This is a genomic window from Pseudomonas sp. MWU12-2020, assembly GCF_023100605.1.
Taxonomy (GTDB): domain Bacteria; phylum Pseudomonadota; class Gammaproteobacteria; order Pseudomonadales; family Pseudomonadaceae; genus Aquipseudomonas; species Aquipseudomonas fluorescens_H.
Genome location: NZ_JALMEX010000002.1, coordinates 263,831 through 284,322, shown reverse-complemented (window position 1 = coordinate 284,322; position 20,492 = coordinate 263,831). Strand labels below are relative to the sequence as shown.

Genomic DNA, 20,492 nt, shown 5'->3' with positions numbered 1-20,492 from the left:
CGTGCATTGAGGCGGGTTCACCATACGATCAAAAGTGTGACGCAGGCTAGGACTGTGACCTTTGTGGTGAGGGGATTTATCCCCTCACCACAGGTTTCCATTCGGATCTGGAATTGCAGCAAGATAAACCGTTTGCAAAACGTTACTGCGAACTCCTATCATTTGCGCCTGGAGTCGTATTTGCGCAAGGAGTTCCCCGCGCCGTTCAAATTTTCTCATCGGCGGCGCGCCGCCAGGTACGAAACATGTCCACTCCAGCTCGACCCGGTGTTCCTTTTCGCCCAACGCTTCTCGCTTTGCTGTGCTCCCTGACGGTCACTGCCTACGCTGCCGATGAAGATGCCAAGGCGTTGGTGCTCGATAACGTCAACATCAATGCCCAGGCACCGACGCCCAGCGCCCTGCCCCCGGTTTATTCCGGTGGTCAGGTCGCCCGTGGCGGTCAGCTCGGCGTGCTGGGCAATCAGGACATGATGGATGTGCCGTTCAGTGCCACGTCCTACACCGAACAGCTGATTCAAGACCAGCAGGCCGAAGACGTCGCCGACGTGCTGCTCAACGATTCTTCGGTACGTCAGGCCTCGGGTTTCTCCAACCAGGCGCAGGTGTTCATGATCCGCGGCCTGCCGCTGAACGGTGATGACATTTCCTATAACGGCCTGTACGGCGTGCTGCCGCGGCAGATCATTTCCACCGACGCCCTGGAGCGCGTGGAAGTGTTCAAAGGCCCGAACGCCTTCATCAACGGCGTGACCCCGACCGGCTCCGGCATCGGCGGTGGCGTCAATCTGCAACCCAAGCGCGCCGGCGACGAGCCGCTGCGCCGCTACACCACCGACATCAACAGCGAAGGCCGCATCGGTCAGCACTTCGACATCGGCCAGCGTTTCGGCGAAGACAATCGCTTCGGCGCGCGGATCAACCTGTCCCAGCGCGAAGGTGACACCGGCATCGACCACGAAAACCAGCGCTCGAAACTGTTCAGCATCGGCCTTGATTATCGCGGTGACGCGCTGCGTATTTCCGGCGACTTCGCCTATCAGAAGGAACGCGTCAACGGTGGCCGCAACTCGGTCAACCTCGGCACCGCCACGCACATTCCGGACGCACCGTCGGCCGACACCAATTACGCGCCGAAGTGGGGTTACACCGACATCGAAGACACCTTCGGCATGCTCCGCGCCGAGTACGACCTGAACGACAACTGGACCGCATACGTCGCCGGCGGCGCCAAGCACACCCGCGAAGTCGGGCGCTACAATTCGACCACGCTGGTGGGCAACAACGGCGCCTCGTTCACCACCGGCTCGTTCATTCCTCACGATGAAGACAACACCAGCCTGATGGCCGGCCTGAACGGCAAGTTCAACACCGGTGCTGTCAGCCACAAGCTCAACTTCGGCCTCAGCGGTCTGTGGGCCGAGCAGCGCAGCGCCTATGATTTCGACCTGACCAAATACGCCAACAACATCTACCACCCGGTGGAAACGCCGTCGCCGGTCGGCAACTTTTCCGGCGGCGACGTCAGCGATCCGGGCATTGTCGGCAAGACCTTCAACCGCAGCCTTGCGCTCTCCGACACCCTCGGTTTCTTCGATGATCGCCTGTTGATCACCGCCGGCCTGCGTCGCCAGCAACTGGTGGTGCAGGGCTACAACTACGCCAGTTACGGCAGCGGCAGCCGCAAGTCGAGCTACGACGAATCGATCACCACGCCGGTCTACGGCATCGTGTTCAAGCCGTGGGAGCACGTGTCGTTCTACGCCAACCACATCGAAGGCCTGGCGCAGGGTCCGACCTCGCCGGCCAGCACCGGTGGCTTCCAGGTAACCAACGGCAACGAAGTCTACGCGCCGGCACGCTCCAAGCAGACCGAGGCCGGAGTCAAAGTCGACATGGGCACTTACGGTGCGAGCCTGGGCGTGTATCGCATCGAGCAGCCAAGCGATGGTTACTGTGAAATCAACAGTGCCACCACTTGCACCTACGTGCGTGAAGGCGAGCAGATCAACAAAGGCGTGGAAATGAACGTCTTCGGCGAGCCGATCAGCGGCCTGCGCCTGCTCAGCGGCGTGACCGTGATGCACACCGAACTGAAGAACACCCAGAACGGCGCCAACGACGGTAACCGTGCCATTGGCGTGCCGAGCTTCCAGTTCAACGCCGGCGCCGATTGGGATGTACCGGGCCTGCAAGGCGTGGCGCTGAATGCGCGGATGCTGCGCACCGGCGGCCAGTATGCCGACGCAGCCAACAACCTCAGTCTGCCGACCTGGAACCGCTTCGACGCGGGTGCGCGTTACGCGTTCAAGATCTCGCAGAAAGACGTGACGTTGCGTCTGGGCGTCGAAAACCTGGCCAACAAGAAATACTGGGAATCGGCGCAGGGCGGCTATCTGACCCAGGGTGAGCCGCGCGTGGCGAAGTTGTCGGGCACCATCGATTTCTAAACGTCATCCCTTCGTAACAAGGGCCCCGCAGCTTTGCCGTTGCGGGGCCTTTTTTTGCGCCGGGTCATAAGCCCCCTTCGCGAGCAAGCCCGCTCCCACCTTGGAATGCGTTCGACTGTGGGAGCGGGCTTGCTCGCGAAGAGGCCGGCACTGGCTACCCTTTCCATCTGATCCATACTTGCTGCACAGCCAACGGAGGACAGGCCCATGAACCGCAGCGACGTTCTGATCATCGGCGCCGGCCCCACCGGTCTGGTGCTGGCCCTGTGGCTGAGCAAACTCGGTGTGCGCGTGCGCATCATCGACAAGGCCTCCGCCCCCGGCAGCACCTCAAGAGCGCTGGCGGTGCAGGCGCGCACGCTGGAGTTGTACCGGCAACTGGACCTGGCCGACACCGTGGTGCGCAACGGCCATCGGGTGGCGGCAGCGAATTTCTGGGTCAACGGCAAACCAGTCGCGCAATTGCCGCTGAACCGCATCGGCGAAGGCCTGACGCCGTACGCATTCGTCGAAATCTTCCCGCAGGATCAACACGAACGGCTGCTGATCGAGCGTCTCGAAGACTACGGCGTCACCGTCGAACGCGACACCACGCTGGAAAGTTTCGAAGAGACCGGCGACGGCCTCACCGCGCACTTGCGCCTGCCCGATGGCGAACAGGAAATCTGCCAGGCCTGCTATCTGGCGGGATGTGATGGCGCCCGCTCAGTGGTGCGCAAAACCCTCGACACCGGTTTTCCCGGCGGCACCTATCAGCAGATTTTCTACGTCGCCGACGTCAAGGCCAGCGGCCCGGCGATGAACGGTGAGCTGCACCTGGATCTGGATGAAGCGGACTTCCTCGCCGTGTTTCCATTGGCCGGCGAAGGCCGTGCCCGCTTGATCGGCACGGTGCGTGACGAGCGCGCGGATCGCGCCGAAAGCCTGGAATTCTCCGATGTCAGCAGCCGCGCCATCGAACACCTGAAAGTGCACATCGAAGATGTGAACTGGTTCTCGACCTACCGTGTGCATCACCGCGTGGCCGAGCACTTTCGCAGCGGTCGGGCGTTTCTCCTCGGCGACGCCGCTCATGTGCATAGCCCGGCGGGCGGTCAGGGCATGAACACCGGCATCGGCGATGCGATCAACCTGGCATGGAAACTCGCCGCCGTGCTCAACGGCAGCGCCACGGCGAAGCTGCTCGACACGTACGAAACCGAACGCATCGCCTTCGCCCGGCGGCTGGTATCGACCACCGACAAGGTCTTCAGTTTCGTCACCGCCGAGGGGCGCATCGCCGATCTGCTGCGCACGCGCCTGGCACCGTTTCTGATCCCGAAAATGGCCTCATTCGAGACCAGCCGCGAGTTCCTCTTTCGCACCGTCTCGCAAGTCACCCTCAACTACCGCGGCATGCCGCTGAGTCAGGGCACGGCCGGCCACGTCCACGGCGGTGACCGCTTGCCGTGGGCGCATGATGGTGAGGGGGATAATTACGAACCGCTGCGGCAGCCGTGCTGGCAGGTGCATGTGTACGGTGACACCAGCGACGAGATGATCGCCTGGTGCAATGAACACAACCTGCCGCTGCACGTGTTCGACTGGCGGCCGGCGTTTGATACGGCGGGGTTGGCACGTAACGGGTTTTATCTGCTACGCCCGGATACCTATGTGGCGATTGCCGATAACAGTGCGGATCCGAAGGTGATCGAGCGGTACTTTCGGGATCACGGGATCCGCCCCTACTTCCACTGCCCCTGACCCTGACCCTACACAGTCCCAATGTGGGAGCGGGCTTGCTCGCGAAGGCGTCGTGTCAGTCAACCTATTCATTGCTGATACACCGCATTCGCGAGCAAGCCCGCTCCCACAGGGGGTTCTGCGGTATTCATCAGATCCCGGCCAATGCCAGATCCATCGCAAAGTAAGTGAAGATCAGATCCGCACCCGCGCGCTTGATCGCGCCCAGGCTTTCACGCACCACACGGCCCTCGTCGATCGCACCGGCCTGCGCGCCGAACTTGATCATCGCGTACTCGCCGCTGACCTGATACGCCGACAGTGGCAGGTTCGAGGCTTCACGAATGTCGCGGATGATGTCGAGGTACGCACCGGCCGGTTTGACCATCAGCGCGTCGGCGCCTTCCTGCTCGTCGAGCAGCGATTCACGCAGGGCTTCGCGGCGGTTCATCGGGTTCATCTGATAGCTTTTGCGGTCGCCCTTCAGCGCACTGCCACCGGCCTCGCGGAACGGGCCGTACAGCGCCGAGGCGAATTTGGTCGAATAAGCCATGATCGGAATCTGGGTGAAACCTGCGTCATCCAGCGCGCGGCGAATCGCCCGCACCTGACCGTCCATCGCCGCCGACGGGGCAATCACGTCAGCGCCGGCACGCGCCGCGGCCACCGCCTGTTTGCCAAGGTTGATCAGGGTCTGGTCGTTGTCGACCTCGTGGTTGTGCATCACACCGCAGTGGCCGTGATCGGTGTATTCGCAGAAGCAGGTGTCGGACATCACGATCATTTCCGGCACCGCGTCCTTGGCAATCCGCGACATGCGCGAAACCAGGCCGTTTTCGCGCCAGGTGTCGCTGCCGTTGGCGTCCAGATGATGGGATACGCCAAAGGTCATCACCGACTTGATGCCGGCACGGGCATAGCGCTCGATTTCGCTGGCCAGCTTGCGCTCGGGAATGCGCATCACCCCCGGCATGCTCTTGATCGGCACGAAGTCATCGATCTCTTCTTCGACGAAAATCGGCAGCACCAGATCATTCAGGCTGAACTCGGTTTCCTGGAACAGACTGCGCAGGCTCGCATTGCGGCGCAGACGGCGGGGACGTGCTTCGGGGAACTGGCTGGACATGGATCTTCCTGAAAACGGCAGATGAGACGAAAGTCGTAGGGGGCGAAGCTTATGCCTTCGGTGGGCACAGGTACAAACCTAGATCAATCAAGAGTGCATTACCGGGGGTGCAATAATCTGCGGGCGTCATCACTATTCCTGTGGGAGCGGGCTTGCTCGCGAAGGAGGTGTATCAGAAAAAGACGTGTTGACTGACACGACGCCTTCGCGAGCAAGCCCGCTCCCACAGGGTTATGTGTGGCCTCAGGAAGGAATGGTCAACCCGCGCACCACAGCCGGCCGCGCCAGAAAGCGCTCCAGCACTTGGGTCACGTTCGGGAAATTACTGATCCCGACCAGATCCCCTGCCTCATAGAACCCGATCAGGTTACGCACCCACGGGAACGTGGCAATGTCGGCGATGGTGTAACGCTCGCCCATGATCCACTCGCGACCTTCCAGGCGTTTGTCGAGCACGTTGAGCAGGCGTCTGCTCTCCTCGACATAGCGGTCACGCGGACGCTTGTCCTCGTAGTCCTTGCCGGCGAATTTGTTGAAGAAACCGAGCTGGCCGAACATCGGGCCGATACCGCCCATCTGGAACATCAGCCACTGAATCGTCTCGTAGCGCAGCGCGCCTTCCTGCGCCAGCAACTGACCGCTCTTGTCGGCGAGGTAGATCAGGATCGCGCCGGACTCGAACAGCGGCAGCGGCTGGTCTTGCGGGCCGTGGGGATCGAGGATCGCCGGGATCTTGTTGTTGGGATTCAGCGACAGGAACTTGGGAGACAGCTGATCCTGCGTGTCGAAGCCCACACGATGCGGCTCGTAGGGCAGGCCGATCTCTTCGAGCATGATCGAGACCTTGACGCCGTTGGGGGTCGGCAGGGAATAGAGCTGAATCCAGTCAGGGTACTGCGCGGGCCATTTGTGGGTGATGGGGAACGCGGACAGATCGGTCATGGGAAGCATCCAGTCACATGGAAAGCAATGATCATAATGTAGGAGCTGCCGCAGGCTGCGATCTTTTGATCTGGCTTTAAAAACCAAGATCAAAAGATCGCAGCCTGCGGCAGCTCCTACACGAACCGTAATATCCTGCGGGTAAGGTGCCTGAACCAAACCGGCCTCAGAGGACTCTGAGCTATGCCTTTCGCACAGGAAGCGCAACACACGACATGGACAACATCCGGTGCTGGGAGCCCGCGGTGTAAGGGTTGGTCAACCCCAACCGAATCTGCTGAAGAATCCTTTATTCGATGACGAACCTCATGAGTTTCGCCAAACGCTTCAAACATCGCGCCTACGTGGCCCTGCCCTCCCTGCTGGCGGTCAGTGCGCTGACCTTGTCGCTCGAATCGAGCCAGATTCGCGCGCAACCGGTGGACGGCACCCAGACCCTGATTTTCCTGCGCCACGCGGAAAAGCCCGCCGGCGGTCTCGGTCAGCTCAACTGCCAGGGTCTGAACCGGGCGATCGAACTGTCGACCCTGCTGCCGGAAAAATTCGGCAAGGCCGATTACGTGTTCGCCGCCAACCCGACACGCAATGTCGAGGAAGGCGAACAAGACAACTCCTACAGCTACATCCGCCCGTTGATGACCATCAGTCCCGCGGCGATCAAGCTCGGCCTGCCGGTGAACATCGAGTTCTCCGCCAACGACACCAGCGACCTGGCGCGCGAGTTGACCGAAGACAAATATCACAACGCAACGATCTACACCGCGTGGTCGCACGGCTATCTGCCGGAGCTGATCAACAAGGTTGCCGGCAAGGCCGTCGGCGAAAAGCAGACCATCACCGATGACTGGGCGGCTGGCGATTTCGATTCGCTGTACGTGCTGACCCTGACCTGGCACAACGGCAAGGCCAGTCTGCAGAGCCACAGCTACAAGCAGGGGCTGGATAACGGCAAGGTGACTTGTCCGACTTGATTCTTGCGGTGCCTGTGCCGGCCCTTTCGCGAGCAAGCCCGCTCCCACACTGGATCTTCACTGGGCAGAAATTTTGTGCCTGACGCAGATCCCCTGTGGGAGCGGGCTTGCTCGCGAAGAGGCCCGCAAGAACACCCTCAAACCTGCTGATTCACCCGCTCGCGCAAATACTCCAACACCGCCCCGCGCTCGCCGGCAAACTCGATCCGGCCGCCCTTCTTCTCACGCTGGAACGCATACATCGGGTCGTAATACTCGCGCAGCAACCCTTCGATCCAGCCGCGATGCAAATCCACCGCCCCGCTACGCTCCTGCTCCGCCAGCGCATCCTCCATCAACAGCAACATCCGCCGATGCCGCTCGCCACCAAGGCGCTTCTGCACGTTGTTCAGACTGTCCAGCAAGCGCTCCGCGAACAAAGTGAAACTGTCCTCGCCATGCACCGCCGCAAACTCGGCTGACAGCTCCACCACGTAATCGCGCAGAATCCGCTCGACCCGGTCTTCGAAACAGTCTTCCAGCCAGACCATCGGGTACTGCTGCATGCCCTGATACAGCGGCAACGGCAGCGCACAACTGCCGACTACCCGACTCTCGTCTTCCAGCACAAACTGCTCGATACCGGCATCGCGCTTCTTGAGGATGTCGATGGCCAGACGGTTTTCAAAATCGATGTTCGACGGTTGGCCGGTGGCGCGTTTGCCGAAACTGGAGCCGCGATGGTTGGCGTGACCTTCCAGATCCAGCCCGTTGCGCAACTGCACCAGCACCTCGGTCTTGCCGGTGCCGGTCATGCCACCCAACAACACGAAATCACACTGGCCGATCGCTTGCTCAAGCGTGTCGATGAGAAAATTGCGCAGCGCCTTGTAGCCGCCGCCAACCCGCGGATAGTCGATACCGGCCTCGTCACGCAGCCACTGTTGAGTGATCTGCGACCGCAGGCCGCCACGAAAACAATAGAGATAACCCTCAGGATGGGCCCGGGCGAAATCGGCCCAGGCCTGAATGCGCTCGGCCTTCACTGCGCCGGACACCAGCTGATGGCCCAGTTCGATGGCGGCCTGCTGACCGTGCAGCTTGTAGCAGGTGCCGACCTTCTGCCGTTCGATGTCGTTCATCAGCGGCAGGTTGACCACGCCGGGAAACGCGCCTTTGTGAAACTCGACCGGCGCACGGGCATCCATCATCGGCCGGTCGTTGAGGAAAATGTCGCGGTAATCGGTGCAGTCGAGTGTCATCAATTCACCTCGACTGCGTGGGTCTGTCGCTCGACCAGTTCGCCGATCGGCGCCAGGTCCAGGCCCAGTTCGGCAGCCACGGCGAGGAATTCGGCGTTGCCTTCGGGAGTCACTGCAATCAGCAGACCGCCGCTGGTCTGCGGGTCGCACAGCACGCGCTTGTGCAGCTCCTGCAGACGGCCAAGCTTGCTCGAATAACTGTCGAAGTTGCGCAGGGTGCCACCCGGCACGCAGCCCTGTTCGAGATAGTATTCGACGCTGTCCAGACGCGGCACGTGGTTGTAGCCGATGCGTGCGGTCAGGTGGCTGCCATCGGCCATTTCCACCAGATGCCCGAGCAGACCGAAACCGGTGACATCAGTCATCGCGGCGACCCCGGCGAGTTTGCCGAAACGGCTGCCGGGCTTGTTCAGGGTGCACATCCAGTCGCGGGCCACACCAATGTCGCCGGGGCGCAATTTGCCCTTTTTCTCGGCGGTGGTCAGGATGCCGATGCCCAGCGGTTTGGTCAGGTACAGCAGGCAACCGGCGCTGGCGGTGTCGTTGCGCTTCATGTGGCGCTTTTCCACCAGACCGGTCACGGCCAGACCGAAAATCGGCTCCGGCGCATCAATCGAATGCCCACCGGCCAGCGGAATGCCGGCGGCGTCACACACCGCGCGCCCGCCACGAATCACTTCCCGGGCCACTTCCGGCGCCAGCACATTCACCGGCCAGCCGAGGATCGCAATCGCCATCAACGGATCGCCGCCCATCGCATAGATGTCGCTGATCGCGTTGGTCGCGGCGATACGGCCGAAATCGAACGGGTCGTCGACAATCGGCATGAAGAAGTCAGTGGTCGACACCACACCGCGCTCGGCATCGATCTCGTACACCGCCGCATCATCACGCGAGGCATTGCCGACCCACAGTTTCGGGTCAAGGTTCTGCGCACCGCTGCCGGCCAGAATCACTTCCAGCACCTGCGGGGAAATCTTGCAGCCACAACCGGCACCGTGGCTGTATTGGGTCAGACGAATCGGCTCGCTCATGGGAGAGTCTCTGGCAGTTGATGGGGCGGATTCTAGCAGAGCGCGGGCCGGCTGATTTTTGCGCTGACTGTCCGGCCCCCTTCGCGAGCAAGCCCGCTCCCACACTTGATCGCTGCCATCCGCAAATCCTGCTTTCACTGAAGATCCTCTGTGGGAGCGGGCTTGCTCGCGAAAGCTATCGACGGGTCACCACGATTTCACGACCGAACATTCTGTCCGGACCAAAAAAAACCGCCCTTTCGGGCGGCTAAAGTACTTCGACCATGATTCAGAAGCTTTGACTGAAGCTGATGTTGAACGCGCTGTCGTTGTTGTCGCTCGACACCTGGCCCGAGTAGCCGATGCCCAGCTTGCCGGTCGGGGTGACCTGGAAGTCGATGCCGGCTTCGAGCAATGCGCTGTCCTTGGCAATCGGCACGCCCTGGGTGCTGAACGAGGCGCCGCCGTCGATGAAGGTCAGGTCGGCGTCAGGTTTGGTGTCGCCGTAGGCATGTCGCCAGCCGATGGCCGCACGTGGCGTCAGTTGGCTGCCGTTGGCCAGGGTCACCAACTTGCCGACGCGTACCCCGAGGGTCGAGTAGGTGATGTCCTGATCGGCGTCGGCCTTCAGGCGCCCCACTCCACCTTTTTCCTTGCCGGTGTCGCTGTCGTAGTTGACGTAGGCCAGCCCTGCGAACGGTTCGATGGCAACGCCTGCCGCGTTGATCGCGTAACCCACTTCACCGAACACCTGCGCACTGCGTGCGTCGTAATCGGCCTTCAGGCGATCGTTGTAAGTACCGACGCTGACATCGCGTTTGGTTTCGATGCTGTGCCAGCTGTAAGCCGCGCCGAGGCGCACCGCCAGTGCATCGAATTGCGAGTTCAGATAACCGGCCAAGTGGTAGCTGTCGACCTTGGCATCCGAGTTGCGATCGTGCGCATTGAGGTTGCTGCGGGTGTAGCCGGCCGCCATCCCGGCACGCCAGGTGTCATCCAGGGCCTTGTCGGTGCCGAGCATGAAACCGCCGAGGTTGCGATCGACTTTCGCCGTGTTGCTGTCGCCGCCCATGTCGCCCCAGGCACCGATAGCCCGGATCCAACCGACCATTTCACCGTGGCAGCCGTTGCTGCTCAGTTGTGTGTCGCTCGGTGCCAGGGTTTTGCGTGGATCATCCGCGGCGCTGCAAGACGGCTGGCGCATGCGGTCATTGACCGCCTCGCGGATGAAGCGCGAATCCTCCAGCATGGCGCTGGCGGTGCTGGCGTGGATTTCACCCGACAGGCTGTCGAACGCATTGCGCGCACCGGCCACGCTGAGGTTGACGATCTGGTTCTGCAACGCCGCGCCGGCCGCTCCGTTATTGGACAGTGCCGTGGCGGTGCCGCGCTGGTTGCCCGTGGCAGCGACATCGGCGAACGAGTTGCCGTTGCGGCTCACGGCCAGGGTGACCGAGTCGGCACCGTAGACCAGCGAGCTGTCGAGGAACGCGTACTGCGGCAGATCGGCGGCACTGAAGGTGCCGGTCACTCCACCGCCCGCAGTGATCAGCGAGTAAGTGGTGTTGCCGGTGAACGGCGCCAGGCTGTTGACCACCAGCCCACCGCCCAATGCCGCCGTACCACCCACCGCGAGCGGTGTGGCGGTTGGCGAGCTGACGGTCAGCGCCAGTACACCATCACTGCTGTTGGTCAGGTTGCCGGCCACGCTCAAGGTGCCGTCAGCGCCACCGGAAGCCACCACACCGTGGTTGACCACTGAGCCGACGCTGCCATTACCGCTCAGGCCTGCGCCGTTGGCGACCGTGACTTGTGCACCCAACGAAGCCCGGGCCGCACGGCTGCCGACTTGCAACACGCCTTGATCGACGGAAACCGTACCGCTGAACGGTTGGTTGCCGACCATCAACAGGCGACTCACGCCGCGTTTGAACAGCGCGCCGGTACCGCTGAGCACACCGTTGAACTGGCCATCGGTGTTTTGCTGGAACACCAATGTAGCGTTGTCAGTGATGTTGCCTTGCAGGCTGGTGGTGTTGCCGATCAGCGTACCGCCGCTGACGGTGGTACCCCCGCTGTAAGTGTTGGCGCCACTGAGCACCAATGTGCCGGAGTCAAGTTTCTCGATCCCCCCCGTGCCTACCAGCGGTACGGAAATTTCCGCACTGGCCCCGGCATTGACCCGCACCGGCGCCAGACTGCCGTCGGCACCGTTGACCGGCGTCAGCGTACCGCCAGCCCCCGGAACCAGACTGTAGCCGCTGGTGAGGAACTGCAGGCCAGTGAAGTTTTGATTGCCCTGCACGGTGACGGTACCGGCCTGGCCGCTGAACACGGCAAACTGACCATTTGAAGCCTGGGCCTGAGTACCGCTCGGATCGGTCCAGTTGGTGCCCGGTCCCCACACGCCGCTACCGCCACCAATGCTGCCGTCAGGATTGGTGGTGCCGCCGTTCCAGAACTGCACTTCGCCCGGTGTGCCCTGCACCAGCAGGTTGACCTGATTGGCGATGGCGGTTTGCAGCGTCAGGTTGGCCGCCGATACCGGCAGGCTGCCGTAAACCAGACCGTTGTCGGTCAGGCTGCCGCCGTAGCGGAACAGTTGATAGACCCCGGTACCAAAGCCGCCGGCGTTGCTGATATTCAGCGTGCCGTCGAGGGTCAGGTTGCCGGCGACGTTGACCACGGTGGTTGAGCTGGTGGCCGAGCCGAGACTGAAGTCCAGGTTGGTGCCCGAGGACAACGCCAGCGAACCGACCGACAACGGTGTGGCACTGCCGCCACCGCTCAGCGTCGCACCGTTGGCCAGTTGCACGTTGCCGCCCAGTTGCCCGCTGCCGCCGACTTTCGCGCCGCTGGCAACGCTGACGTTGGCACTGTTGAGCACGCCGTTGACGATCAGGTTGCCAGCCTGCACCGAGGTGTTGCCGGTGAAGGTGTTATTGCCGGTCAGGAGCAATTGGCCGGTGCCGGTTTTGTTCAGGGTGCCGGCGCCAGTGAGGTTGCCGGTATAGCTGCCGTCGGCGTTCTGCGCGAAGGTCAGCGCCGCGTTGTTGACGATCGCGCCTTGCAGGCTGCTGGTGTCGCCAGTGGTCGTGCCACCGGTCAGCGTGGTCCCGCCGCTGTAGGTATTGGCGCCACTCAGCACAAGATCACCGCTGCCGTTTTTCACCAGGCTGCCTGTGCCGGTGACGGCGCCAAGCAGTGTGGTGTTCTGGTTACCGGCCAGGGTCAGTTGCGAGCCCAGATTGATCGCGTTGGCCAGTTGCAGCGCCGAAGTGCTGTCGAGGCTGCCGTTGCCGGTCACGTTGAGTGCACCGCTACTGATTGCGCTGTTGTTGCCCAGCACCAGCGTGCCGCCTGCGAGTTGAGTGCCGCCGCTGTAGGTGTTACTGCCGTTGAGCGTCAGGCTCGACGCCCCGGTCTTGATCAGACTGCCGCTGCCGCTGACTACACCGCCGAGGGTCAAGGCGTTGCTGCCGGCTACGGTCAGGCCACCGTTGAGTACCACGTTGTTGGCCAAGCTGACCGCGGCGTTGCTGTCCAGTGCGGTACCGTCCGCAGCGGTCAACACGCCGCTGCCGAGCGCGGCATTGTTGCCGACCACGATCTTGCCGCCATTGAGCGCGGTGCCACCGGTGTAGCCGTTGGCAGCGTTGAGCACCAGCGTACCGGTGTCGTATTTGCCGAGGGTGCCGCTGCCGTTGAGCGCGACGCCGACGGTCGCGGTGGCGTTCGGATCGACGCGTACCGAGGCATTGCCCAGCGAACCGTTGACCAGGTTCAGCGAACCCGCCGTGCCGTTCTGCAGGCTGTAGCCGTCGGTGACGAACTGCATGCCGGTGATGGTTTGCGCACCGTTGACGGTCACAGTGCCCGCCGTTCCCTGGAACACCGCGAAGTTGTTGGTCCAGGCCTGATTGGTGATGCCGTTGACGTCGGTCCAGTTGGTGGTACCGGTGCCCCAGGTGCCGCTGCCGCCATCGACCGAGCCGTTGGCGATCAGTTGATTGCCGTCCCAGAACTGCACGGTGACGCCCGGTGCACTCACCAGCAGATTGATCTGGTTGGCCAGCGCCGTTTGCAGGGTCAGATCGCCGGGGGTGACGCTGCCCGGCACCGTGCCGATCAGCATGCCGTTGTCAGTGAGGCCGCCGGTGTAGTTGATCAGGCGATACACGCCGCTGCCGAAGCCGCCGATATCGCTGACATTCAAGGTGCCGTCGAGGGTCAGGTTGCCGCCGACATTCACCAGCGCATTACCGCCACCGGAGACCGGTGCACCCAGGCCGACATCGAAGTTGGCGTTGCCGTTGAACACCAGCGAATCCACCGACAGCGTGCTGCCGGTGACAGCTGCCAGATGCCCGCCATCGGCCACGGTTACGGCACCGGTCAAGGTGCCGCTGCCGCCGAGAGTGCCGCCGCTGTTGACCAGCACGTTGCCGCTGGCCAGCGAACCGTTGACCTGCAGGGTGCCGGCGTTGACGTTGGTATCGCCGGTCAGGTCGCTGATGCCGCTGAGGGTCAGGGTACCGCTACCGAGTTTGGTCAGCCCGCCATCACCGCTGAGGATGCCGGCGAAGGTGCTGCTGACGTTGTTGCCACCGAGGCTCAGGGTGCTGCCGGTGCCGATCAACGCGGTACCGCTGCCGGTCAGGCTGGCGAGGCTGCCCGAAGCGCCGAGATTCAGCGCCGCGCCGCCCGCGAGATTGACCGTGGCGTTGTTGCCCAGCGCCGAGTTGCTCAGGGTGGTCAGGCTGCCGGACAGCACATCGAAGGTGCCGCTGAAGGTGTTGTTGCCCGACAGCGTCACATCGGCCAGACCGTTTTTGGTCAGGGTGCCGGCCCCGGCGATCACACCGCCGAGGGTCAGGTTGTTGTTGCCGGTCAGACCGAGGTTGGCATTGAGGTTGATGTTGTTCGCCAGCACCAGCGGGGAGCTGCTGTCGAGACTCGAAGCGCCAGCCACTGTCAGCACACCGCTACCCAGTGCTGCGCCGGTGCCGAGGGTCAGCGTACCCGCATTCAGCGTAGTACCGCCGCTGTAGGTGTTGATGCCGTTGAGCGTCAGGTTCGACGTGCCGTTCTTGATCAGCCCGCCCGCGCCACTGACCACGCCAGCGAGCGTCAGGTTGTTGCTGCCGGTGTTGCTCAGGTTGGCGTTGAGCACCACGTTGTTGCCCAGGCTCAGCGCAGCGCTGCTGTCCAGCGCGGAGGTACCGGCCACGGTCAGGTTGCCCAGGCCGAGTGCCGAGTTGCTGCCAGCGGTCAGGGTGCCCGCCGTCAGCGTAGTGCCGCCGAGGAAGTTGTTGTTGCCGCTCAGGGTCAGGTTCGACGCGCCGTTCTTGGTCAGGCTACCCGCACCGTTGATGGTGCCAGCCAGGGTCAGATCGGCATTGCCGCCAATGCCGAGGTTGCCGGCAAGGTTCACCGCGTTGTTCACCGAGACTGCTGTGCTCGCATCCAGCGTGGTGCCGCCAGCCGCGTTCAGCGTGCCGGAACCCAGCGCCGAGTTCGACGCCAGAATCAGTGCGCCGGCATTCAACGCCACCGGCCCGAGGAAGGCGTTGTTGCCGCCTAGGGTCAGGCTCGCCGCGCCATTTTTGATCAGCCCGCCGGTACCACCGATCACCCCGTTGAGGGTCAGCGCATTGCTGCCGACCACGGTCAGGTTGCCGTTGAGCGTTGCCGCGTTCGCCAAAGTGACCGCTGTGTTGCTATCGAGTTGTGTGCCAGCGTTGGCGGTCAGCGTGCCGCTGCCCAGCGCGGTGTTGCTGCCGACGATGATCTTGCCGCCGTCCAGTTGCGTACCGCCGCTGTAGGTGTTGGCGCCGTTGAGCACCAGGGTACCGGCGTCGAGCTTATTGAGGATGCCACTGCCGTTGATGCTGGCGCCGATGGTCGCGGTCACACCCGGATCGACCCGCACCGCCGTGGTCCCACCACTGCCATTGACGACGGTCAGTTGTCCCGCCGCGCCGTTCACCAGGTTGTAGCCGTCGGTGAGGAACTGCATGCCAGTGAACAGCTGCGTGCCATTCACGGTCACAGTGCCGGCGGTGCCCTGGAACACCGCGAAGTCGCCGGCCCAAAGTTGGTTGACCAGGCCGTTGGCATCGGTCCAGTTGGTGCCGACCGCGTTCCACGTGCCGGTGCCGCCGTCGACCACGCCGTTGGCAATGGTCTGGCTGCCATCCCAGTACCGGATGTTACTGTTCGGGGCCGACACTTGAATGTTGATCTGATTGGCCACACTGGTCTGCACCAGCAGATCGCCGAGAGCGTAACCGACCGGCACGCTGGCGACGTCCAGCCCCAGATCCGTCAAGGCACCGGTGTAGTTGAACAGGCGATAGACACCGACACCGAAACCACCGGCATCAGTGACATTGAGATTGCCGTTGAGAGTCAGGTTGCCGCCGACGTTCATCAGTGACGTGGTCGACGGTGTCGCCAGCGCCACATCAACGTTGCTGCCCGCACCGAGGGTCAGATTACTCGCCGACAGGGTGTTGCCCGACGACAGCGCCAGATGGCCGCCGTTGTTGATGTTCACCGTGCCGATCGCCGAGCCGGTACCGGTCAAGGTGCCAGTATTGTTGACGTTGAGCTGTGTACTGTTCAGCGATCCTGTGAGGTTGAGGACACCGCCATTGACCGTGGTGTTGCCGGTAAGCCCGCTGATCCCGGTGAGGTTCAGGGTGCCGGTGCCGATTTTGGTCAGGCCACCGCTGCCGCTGAGATCACCGTCGAAGGTGCTGCTGGTGCTGACCCCGCCCACGGTCAAGGTGTTGCTGCCGGTGAGTTGCACACTGCCGCTGCCGGACAACCCGGCCAGGCTGGCATCGCTGCCCAGATTGAGACCGGCGCCGGCGCTGATGTTCACGCCGGAGGTATTGCCCAGTGCAGCGCTGTTCAGCGTGGTAACGCTGCCGGAGATGATATTCACGGCGCCGGTAAAGGTGTTGCTGCCGGCCAGCGTCAGGTCGGACAAACCGTTTTTGGTCAGGCTGCCGGCACCGTCGATGATGCCGTTGAGGGCCAGGTCGTTATTGCCGGCCACCGTCAACCCGGCGTTCAAGGTGATCGCATTGCCGATGCCGAACGAGGCGCTGTTATCCAGGGTCGCCGCGCCGCCGACGGTCAAGCCGCCGCTGCCCAGACCGTTGGCATTGCCGAGGGTCAGGGTACCGGCGTTGAGGGTGGTGCCGCCGCTGAAAGTGTTGTTGCCGTTGAGCGTCAGGTTGGCCGCGCCGTTCTTGATCAACTGACCGCTGCCGCTGGTGACACCGCTGAGGCTCAGGTTCTGCGTACCGCCGATGGTCAGCGCAGCAGTGAGGCCGATGCCGTTGGTGAGGTTGACCAGCGGCGAGTTGCTATCCAGCGTCGCCGCGCCAGCCACCGTCACGGCGCCACTACCGAGTGCCGAACTGTTGCCGACGGTCACGGTGCCGGCATTCAGAGTGGTGCCGCCGCCGTAACTGTTGGCCGCATTGAGAATCAGATTGGCCGTGCCGTTTTTCACCAGGCTGCCGGCGCCGCTGACCAGACCGGTCAGGGTCAGATCTGCCGTGCCGCCGATGTTCAAGGCACCGGCCAGCGCCACCGCGTTGTTCAGGCTGACCGCGGTGTTGGCGTCCAGCGTGGTGTTGGCCGCCGCGTTCAGCGTACCGGCGCCCAGCGCAGTGTTACTGCCGACAATCAACTTGCCGGTGTTCAATGCGGTGTTGCCAAAATAGGTGTTGGCGCCATTGAGGGTCAGGTCGGCGGCGCCGTTCTTGACCAGACCACCGATGCCGGCAACAACGCCGCCAAGGGTCAGCGCATTGCTCCCGCCCAAGGTCAGATTACCGCCGAGGTTGATATTGTTCGCCAGGGTCGCCGCCGTGCCGGCATCCAGCGTGGTGCCGTTCGACGCATTCAGCGCGCCAGTGCCCAGTGCGGTATTGGAGCCGACGATCAACGAACCGGCCGTCAGCGCGGTGGTGCCGGTGTAGGTGTTGTTGCCGTTGAGGGTCAGGCTCGACGCACCGGTCTTGATCAATCCGTTGACGCCGCTGATCACCCCGCCGAGGGTCAGCGCGTTGGCGCCGCCAGTGGTGAGGTTGGCATTGAGAGTGATCGCATTGTTCAGCGTTACCGCCGAGCTGCTGTTGAGTGTTCCTGCCCCGGCCACGGTCAGGGCGCCCGAGCCCAGCGCAGCGCCGTTGCCGACGGTCAGGCTGCCGGCATTGAGCGTGGTACCGCCGCTGTAGGTGTTACTGCCGTTGAGCGTGAGATTGGCGGTGCCGTTTTTCACCAGTTGGCTGGTACCGCTGATCACGCCGCCGAGGGTCAGCGCGTTGCTGCCGCCAATCCCCAGGCTGTTGTTGAGAATGACGTTGTTGTTCAGCGTTACCGCCGCATTGCTGTCGAGCGTCGCCACGCCGCCGACGGTGATGTCGCCGCTGCCGAGCGCCGCATTGGCGCCCGCCGTGAGGGTGCCGGCGTTCAACGCGATGGGACCGAGGAAGGTATTGGCGCCATTGAGAATCAGGTTGGCTGCGCCGTTTTTGGTCAGTCCGCCGCTGCCGCTGACAATACCGCCCAAGGTCAGGTTGGCGCTGCCGCCGATGTTCAGGTTGCCACCGAGACTGACCGCGTTGGTCAGCGCTACGGCAGTGCTGCTGTCGAGGGTGGTGCCTGCCGCCGTGGTCAATGCGCCAGTGCCTAGCGCGGTGTTGCTGCCGACAATCAGCGTACCGGCGTTGAGCGCGGTACCACCGGAGAAGGTGTTGTTGCCGCTGAGACTCAGGTTCGCGGTGCCGTTCTTGATCAGGTTGCCGGTGCCGCTGACGACGCCGCTCAGGCCCAGTGCCTGGGTGCCGCCGATGGTCACTCCTCCCGCCAGCGCGACGGCGTTGGCCAGGGTCACCGCGGTGGTCGCATCCAGCGTGGTGCCGGCCGCCGCGCTCAGCGCACCGGTCCCCAGCGCGGTGTTGCTGCCAACGAACAGGCTACCGGCGTTAAGCGCCGTACTGCCGCTGTTGGTGTTGTTACCGGTCAGGGTCAGGCTCGCGGTGCCAGACTTGGTGATGCCGCCAGTGCCGGACAACACGCCGCCCAGGGTCAGGGCGTTGCTGCCGAGCACGTTGAGCGCGCCGGTCATGCCGATGTTGTTGGCCAGCGTGACGTTGGCAGTGCTGTCGAGGCTGGTGCCGGCGGCGGTGTTCAGCGCGCCGCTGCCGAGTGAGTTGTTGTTGGTCACCAGCAAGCTGCCGGCGCTCAGGGTGGTGGTGCCGGTGTAACCGCTGTTGGCACCGCTGAGGGTCAGGCTGCCGCTGCCAGTCTTGGTCAAGCCGCTGCTGCCGGTGATCAGGCCACCGAGCGTCAGTGCGCCGGTGCCGCCGGCCGTCAATGTGCTGCCGAGGCTGATGGCGTTGCTCAGATTGATCGTGCCGGGTGCGCTCAAGGTTGTCGCGCCGGTGACGTTAAGGGTACCGGTGCTCAGCGCCAGATTGTTGCCCAACTGCACGGTGCCGCCGTTGAGCGTAGTGTTGCCCAGGTAGGTGTTGGCAGCACTGAGGCTCAGTTGTCCGGAACCGACCTTGGTCAGGCCGCCACTGCCGGAAATCACCCCACTCAGGGTCGTGGCGTTGGTGCCCTGCACGGTTACGCCACCGGCGCCGAGGGAGATCAGATTGCTGATGTTCAACCCGGCATTGCTGGCCTGCAGGATCCCGCCGTTGGAGGTGAGCACCCCGCTGCCGAACGTGGCGTTGTTGTTGAACTGGGCGACACCGCCATTGAGCGTGGTCGCACCGCTGACCAGTGGCCCCTGCAAGGTCCAGGTGCCGCTGTTGATGGTCAGGTTGTTGAAGTTGACGTAGGTGGCGCTCGACGCCGTGCCGACCCCGGTGGTGCCGCCGCCGACGCCAAGCGGGTTCTGCAGAATCAGACTGTTGGTGCCGCCAGCGCCGCCGTCGACAGTACCGGTCGGGGCGAAGGTCAGGTTGATGCCGATCAGCCCGCCGAGACCGACGCTGATCTGTACACCGTCACCGACCTGCACCGAAGAACCCGTCACCGCCGTAAAGGTGTTGGTGCTGGCCGCGCCCATCGACACGCCACCGGTGATCGCGCCGGCGTTGGTGAACGTGTTACCCGCCGCCGAGGTTTCGAAGGCGACGCGGCCAGTAATGGTGCCGGTGCTGCTGTTGGTCATGTTGACCTGCGAGCCGCCGTAGACGCCGACCACCGGAGTATCCGCCAGGGTGATGCCGCCGACCGAGAGACCGGTCGAGGTGATGGTGCCGTTGTTGGTGATGGTGGTTGTGCCAGCCGCGGCGTTGTTCACCGCAATCCCCAGACCATCGATGCTGGTCAGGTTGAGCCCGAGCAACATGCCAGTGCCTCGAATGATCCCGCTGGCGTTGTTGAGCACACTGACCGTACTGGTCGCACCGGTGCCAATGAACGCACCGCCGCTCAAGACCGACACAAGCCCGATAAAGGCAGGGTCAATGGTGCCGGAGTTGTTCAGAGTGATGTTGACGCCGGTCAGGTCCATCACATGGCCGCCGAGGGTCGCATTCATTGCCGCCCCCGAGTTGACATTGACCGTCAGACCGTTGGTGGCACTGGCGAAATTGTTGAGAAACAGCGGCAGCGTCGGCACCCCGGTACAGGTCACCGTGGAACCGGCCGTGGAGCAGGTGGCCAGTGCAGGTGCACTGACGCCGCCGAACAACAGTCCGGCGACGCTCAGGTGCACAGCAAGGGAAAGTGGGGAAAAACGCGAAACGAGGGCGACACCAAACCTTGCTTCCACGGGCTACTCCTTGTCGTGGCCAAATTCTTCCTTGAAGGCGTGGGAAACGTGCTTATTCCACACGCGAATCAAGACTGCGACGGTCATCACAAAACCGCGTCTTGGCTGACAAGCTAGTAGACGCCCCGCGATGGGGCACTGATTAAATGGTGTTAATACTTTAATACTAGGGCCGTCTAGAACGAGGGTTTCGGCCAGTAAACACTGGATTCGA

At 63.0% G+C, this 20,492-nt stretch carries 8 protein-coding genes; 3 read left to right on the top strand and 5 right to left on the bottom strand.

Features of this window, described 5'->3' with window-relative positions; translation table 11 throughout:
- Positions 1-245 precede the first annotated feature (245 nt).
- Both M0814_RS05380 and M0814_RS05375 read left to right on the top strand, forming a co-directional pair.
- Entirely contained in the window at positions 246-2,450 is a 2,205-nt protein-coding gene (locus tag M0814_RS05380; protein WP_103486123.1) for a TonB-dependent siderophore receptor, read from the top strand.
- Between the two features lie 207 nt (positions 2,451-2,657).
- On the top strand, positions 2,658-4,193 hold the full coding sequence (locus tag M0814_RS05375) for an FAD-dependent oxidoreductase (protein ID WP_103486124.1): 1,536 nt from the start codon (positions 2,658-2,660) through the stop codon (positions 4,191-4,193).
- A 130-nt stretch (positions 4,194-4,323) separates the two neighbouring features.
- On the opposite strand, the gene hemB is transcribed toward M0814_RS05375, so the two are convergent.
- Both hemB and M0814_RS05365 read right to left on the bottom strand, forming a co-directional pair.
- Positions 4,324-5,298 carry a porphobilinogen synthase gene (gene hemB, locus M0814_RS05370; protein WP_103486125.1) on the bottom strand — a complete coding sequence of 325 codons (975 nt, stop codon included), beginning with the start codon at positions 5,296-5,298 and terminating at the stop codon, positions 4,324-4,326.
- A 243-nt stretch (positions 5,299-5,541) separates the two neighbouring features.
- Complete coding sequence (locus M0814_RS05365; protein WP_103486126.1) at positions 5,542-6,240, bottom strand: glutathione binding-like protein; 699 nt, start codon at positions 6,238-6,240, stop codon at positions 5,542-5,544.
- Between the two features lie 296 nt (positions 6,241-6,536).
- Between M0814_RS05365 and M0814_RS05360 the strand changes: the two genes are divergently transcribed.
- Positions 6,537-7,211 (top strand): hypothetical protein, encoded by a 675-nt coding sequence (locus tag M0814_RS05360; RefSeq protein ID WP_045122368.1) that lies wholly within the window; start codon positions 6,537-6,539, stop codon positions 7,209-7,211.
- A gap of 137 nt (positions 7,212-7,348) precedes the next feature.
- Here the strand turns inward: M0814_RS05360 and mnmH are convergent, their stop codons facing one another.
- The 3 genes from mnmH to M0814_RS05345 form a co-directional block, all read right to left on the bottom strand.
- Positions 7,349-8,452 (bottom strand): tRNA 2-selenouridine(34) synthase MnmH, encoded by a 1,104-nt coding sequence (mnmH, locus tag M0814_RS05355; protein WP_103486127.1) that lies wholly within the window; start codon positions 8,450-8,452, stop codon positions 7,349-7,351.
- Complete coding sequence (gene selD, locus M0814_RS05350) at positions 8,452-9,486, bottom strand: selenide, water dikinase SelD (RefSeq protein WP_103486128.1); 1,035 nt, start codon at positions 9,484-9,486, stop codon at positions 8,452-8,454. Before selD ends, mnmH begins: the two co-directional genes overlap by 1 nt.
- 268 nt (positions 9,487-9,754) lie before the next feature.
- The gene (locus M0814_RS05345; protein ID WP_103486130.1) at positions 9,755-20,278 is read right to left on the bottom strand and encodes an autotransporter-associated beta strand repeat-containing protein; all 10,524 of its coding nucleotides are present in this window, start codon (positions 20,276-20,278) and stop codon (positions 9,755-9,757) included.
- Between the last annotated feature and the right edge of the window lie 214 nt (positions 20,279-20,492).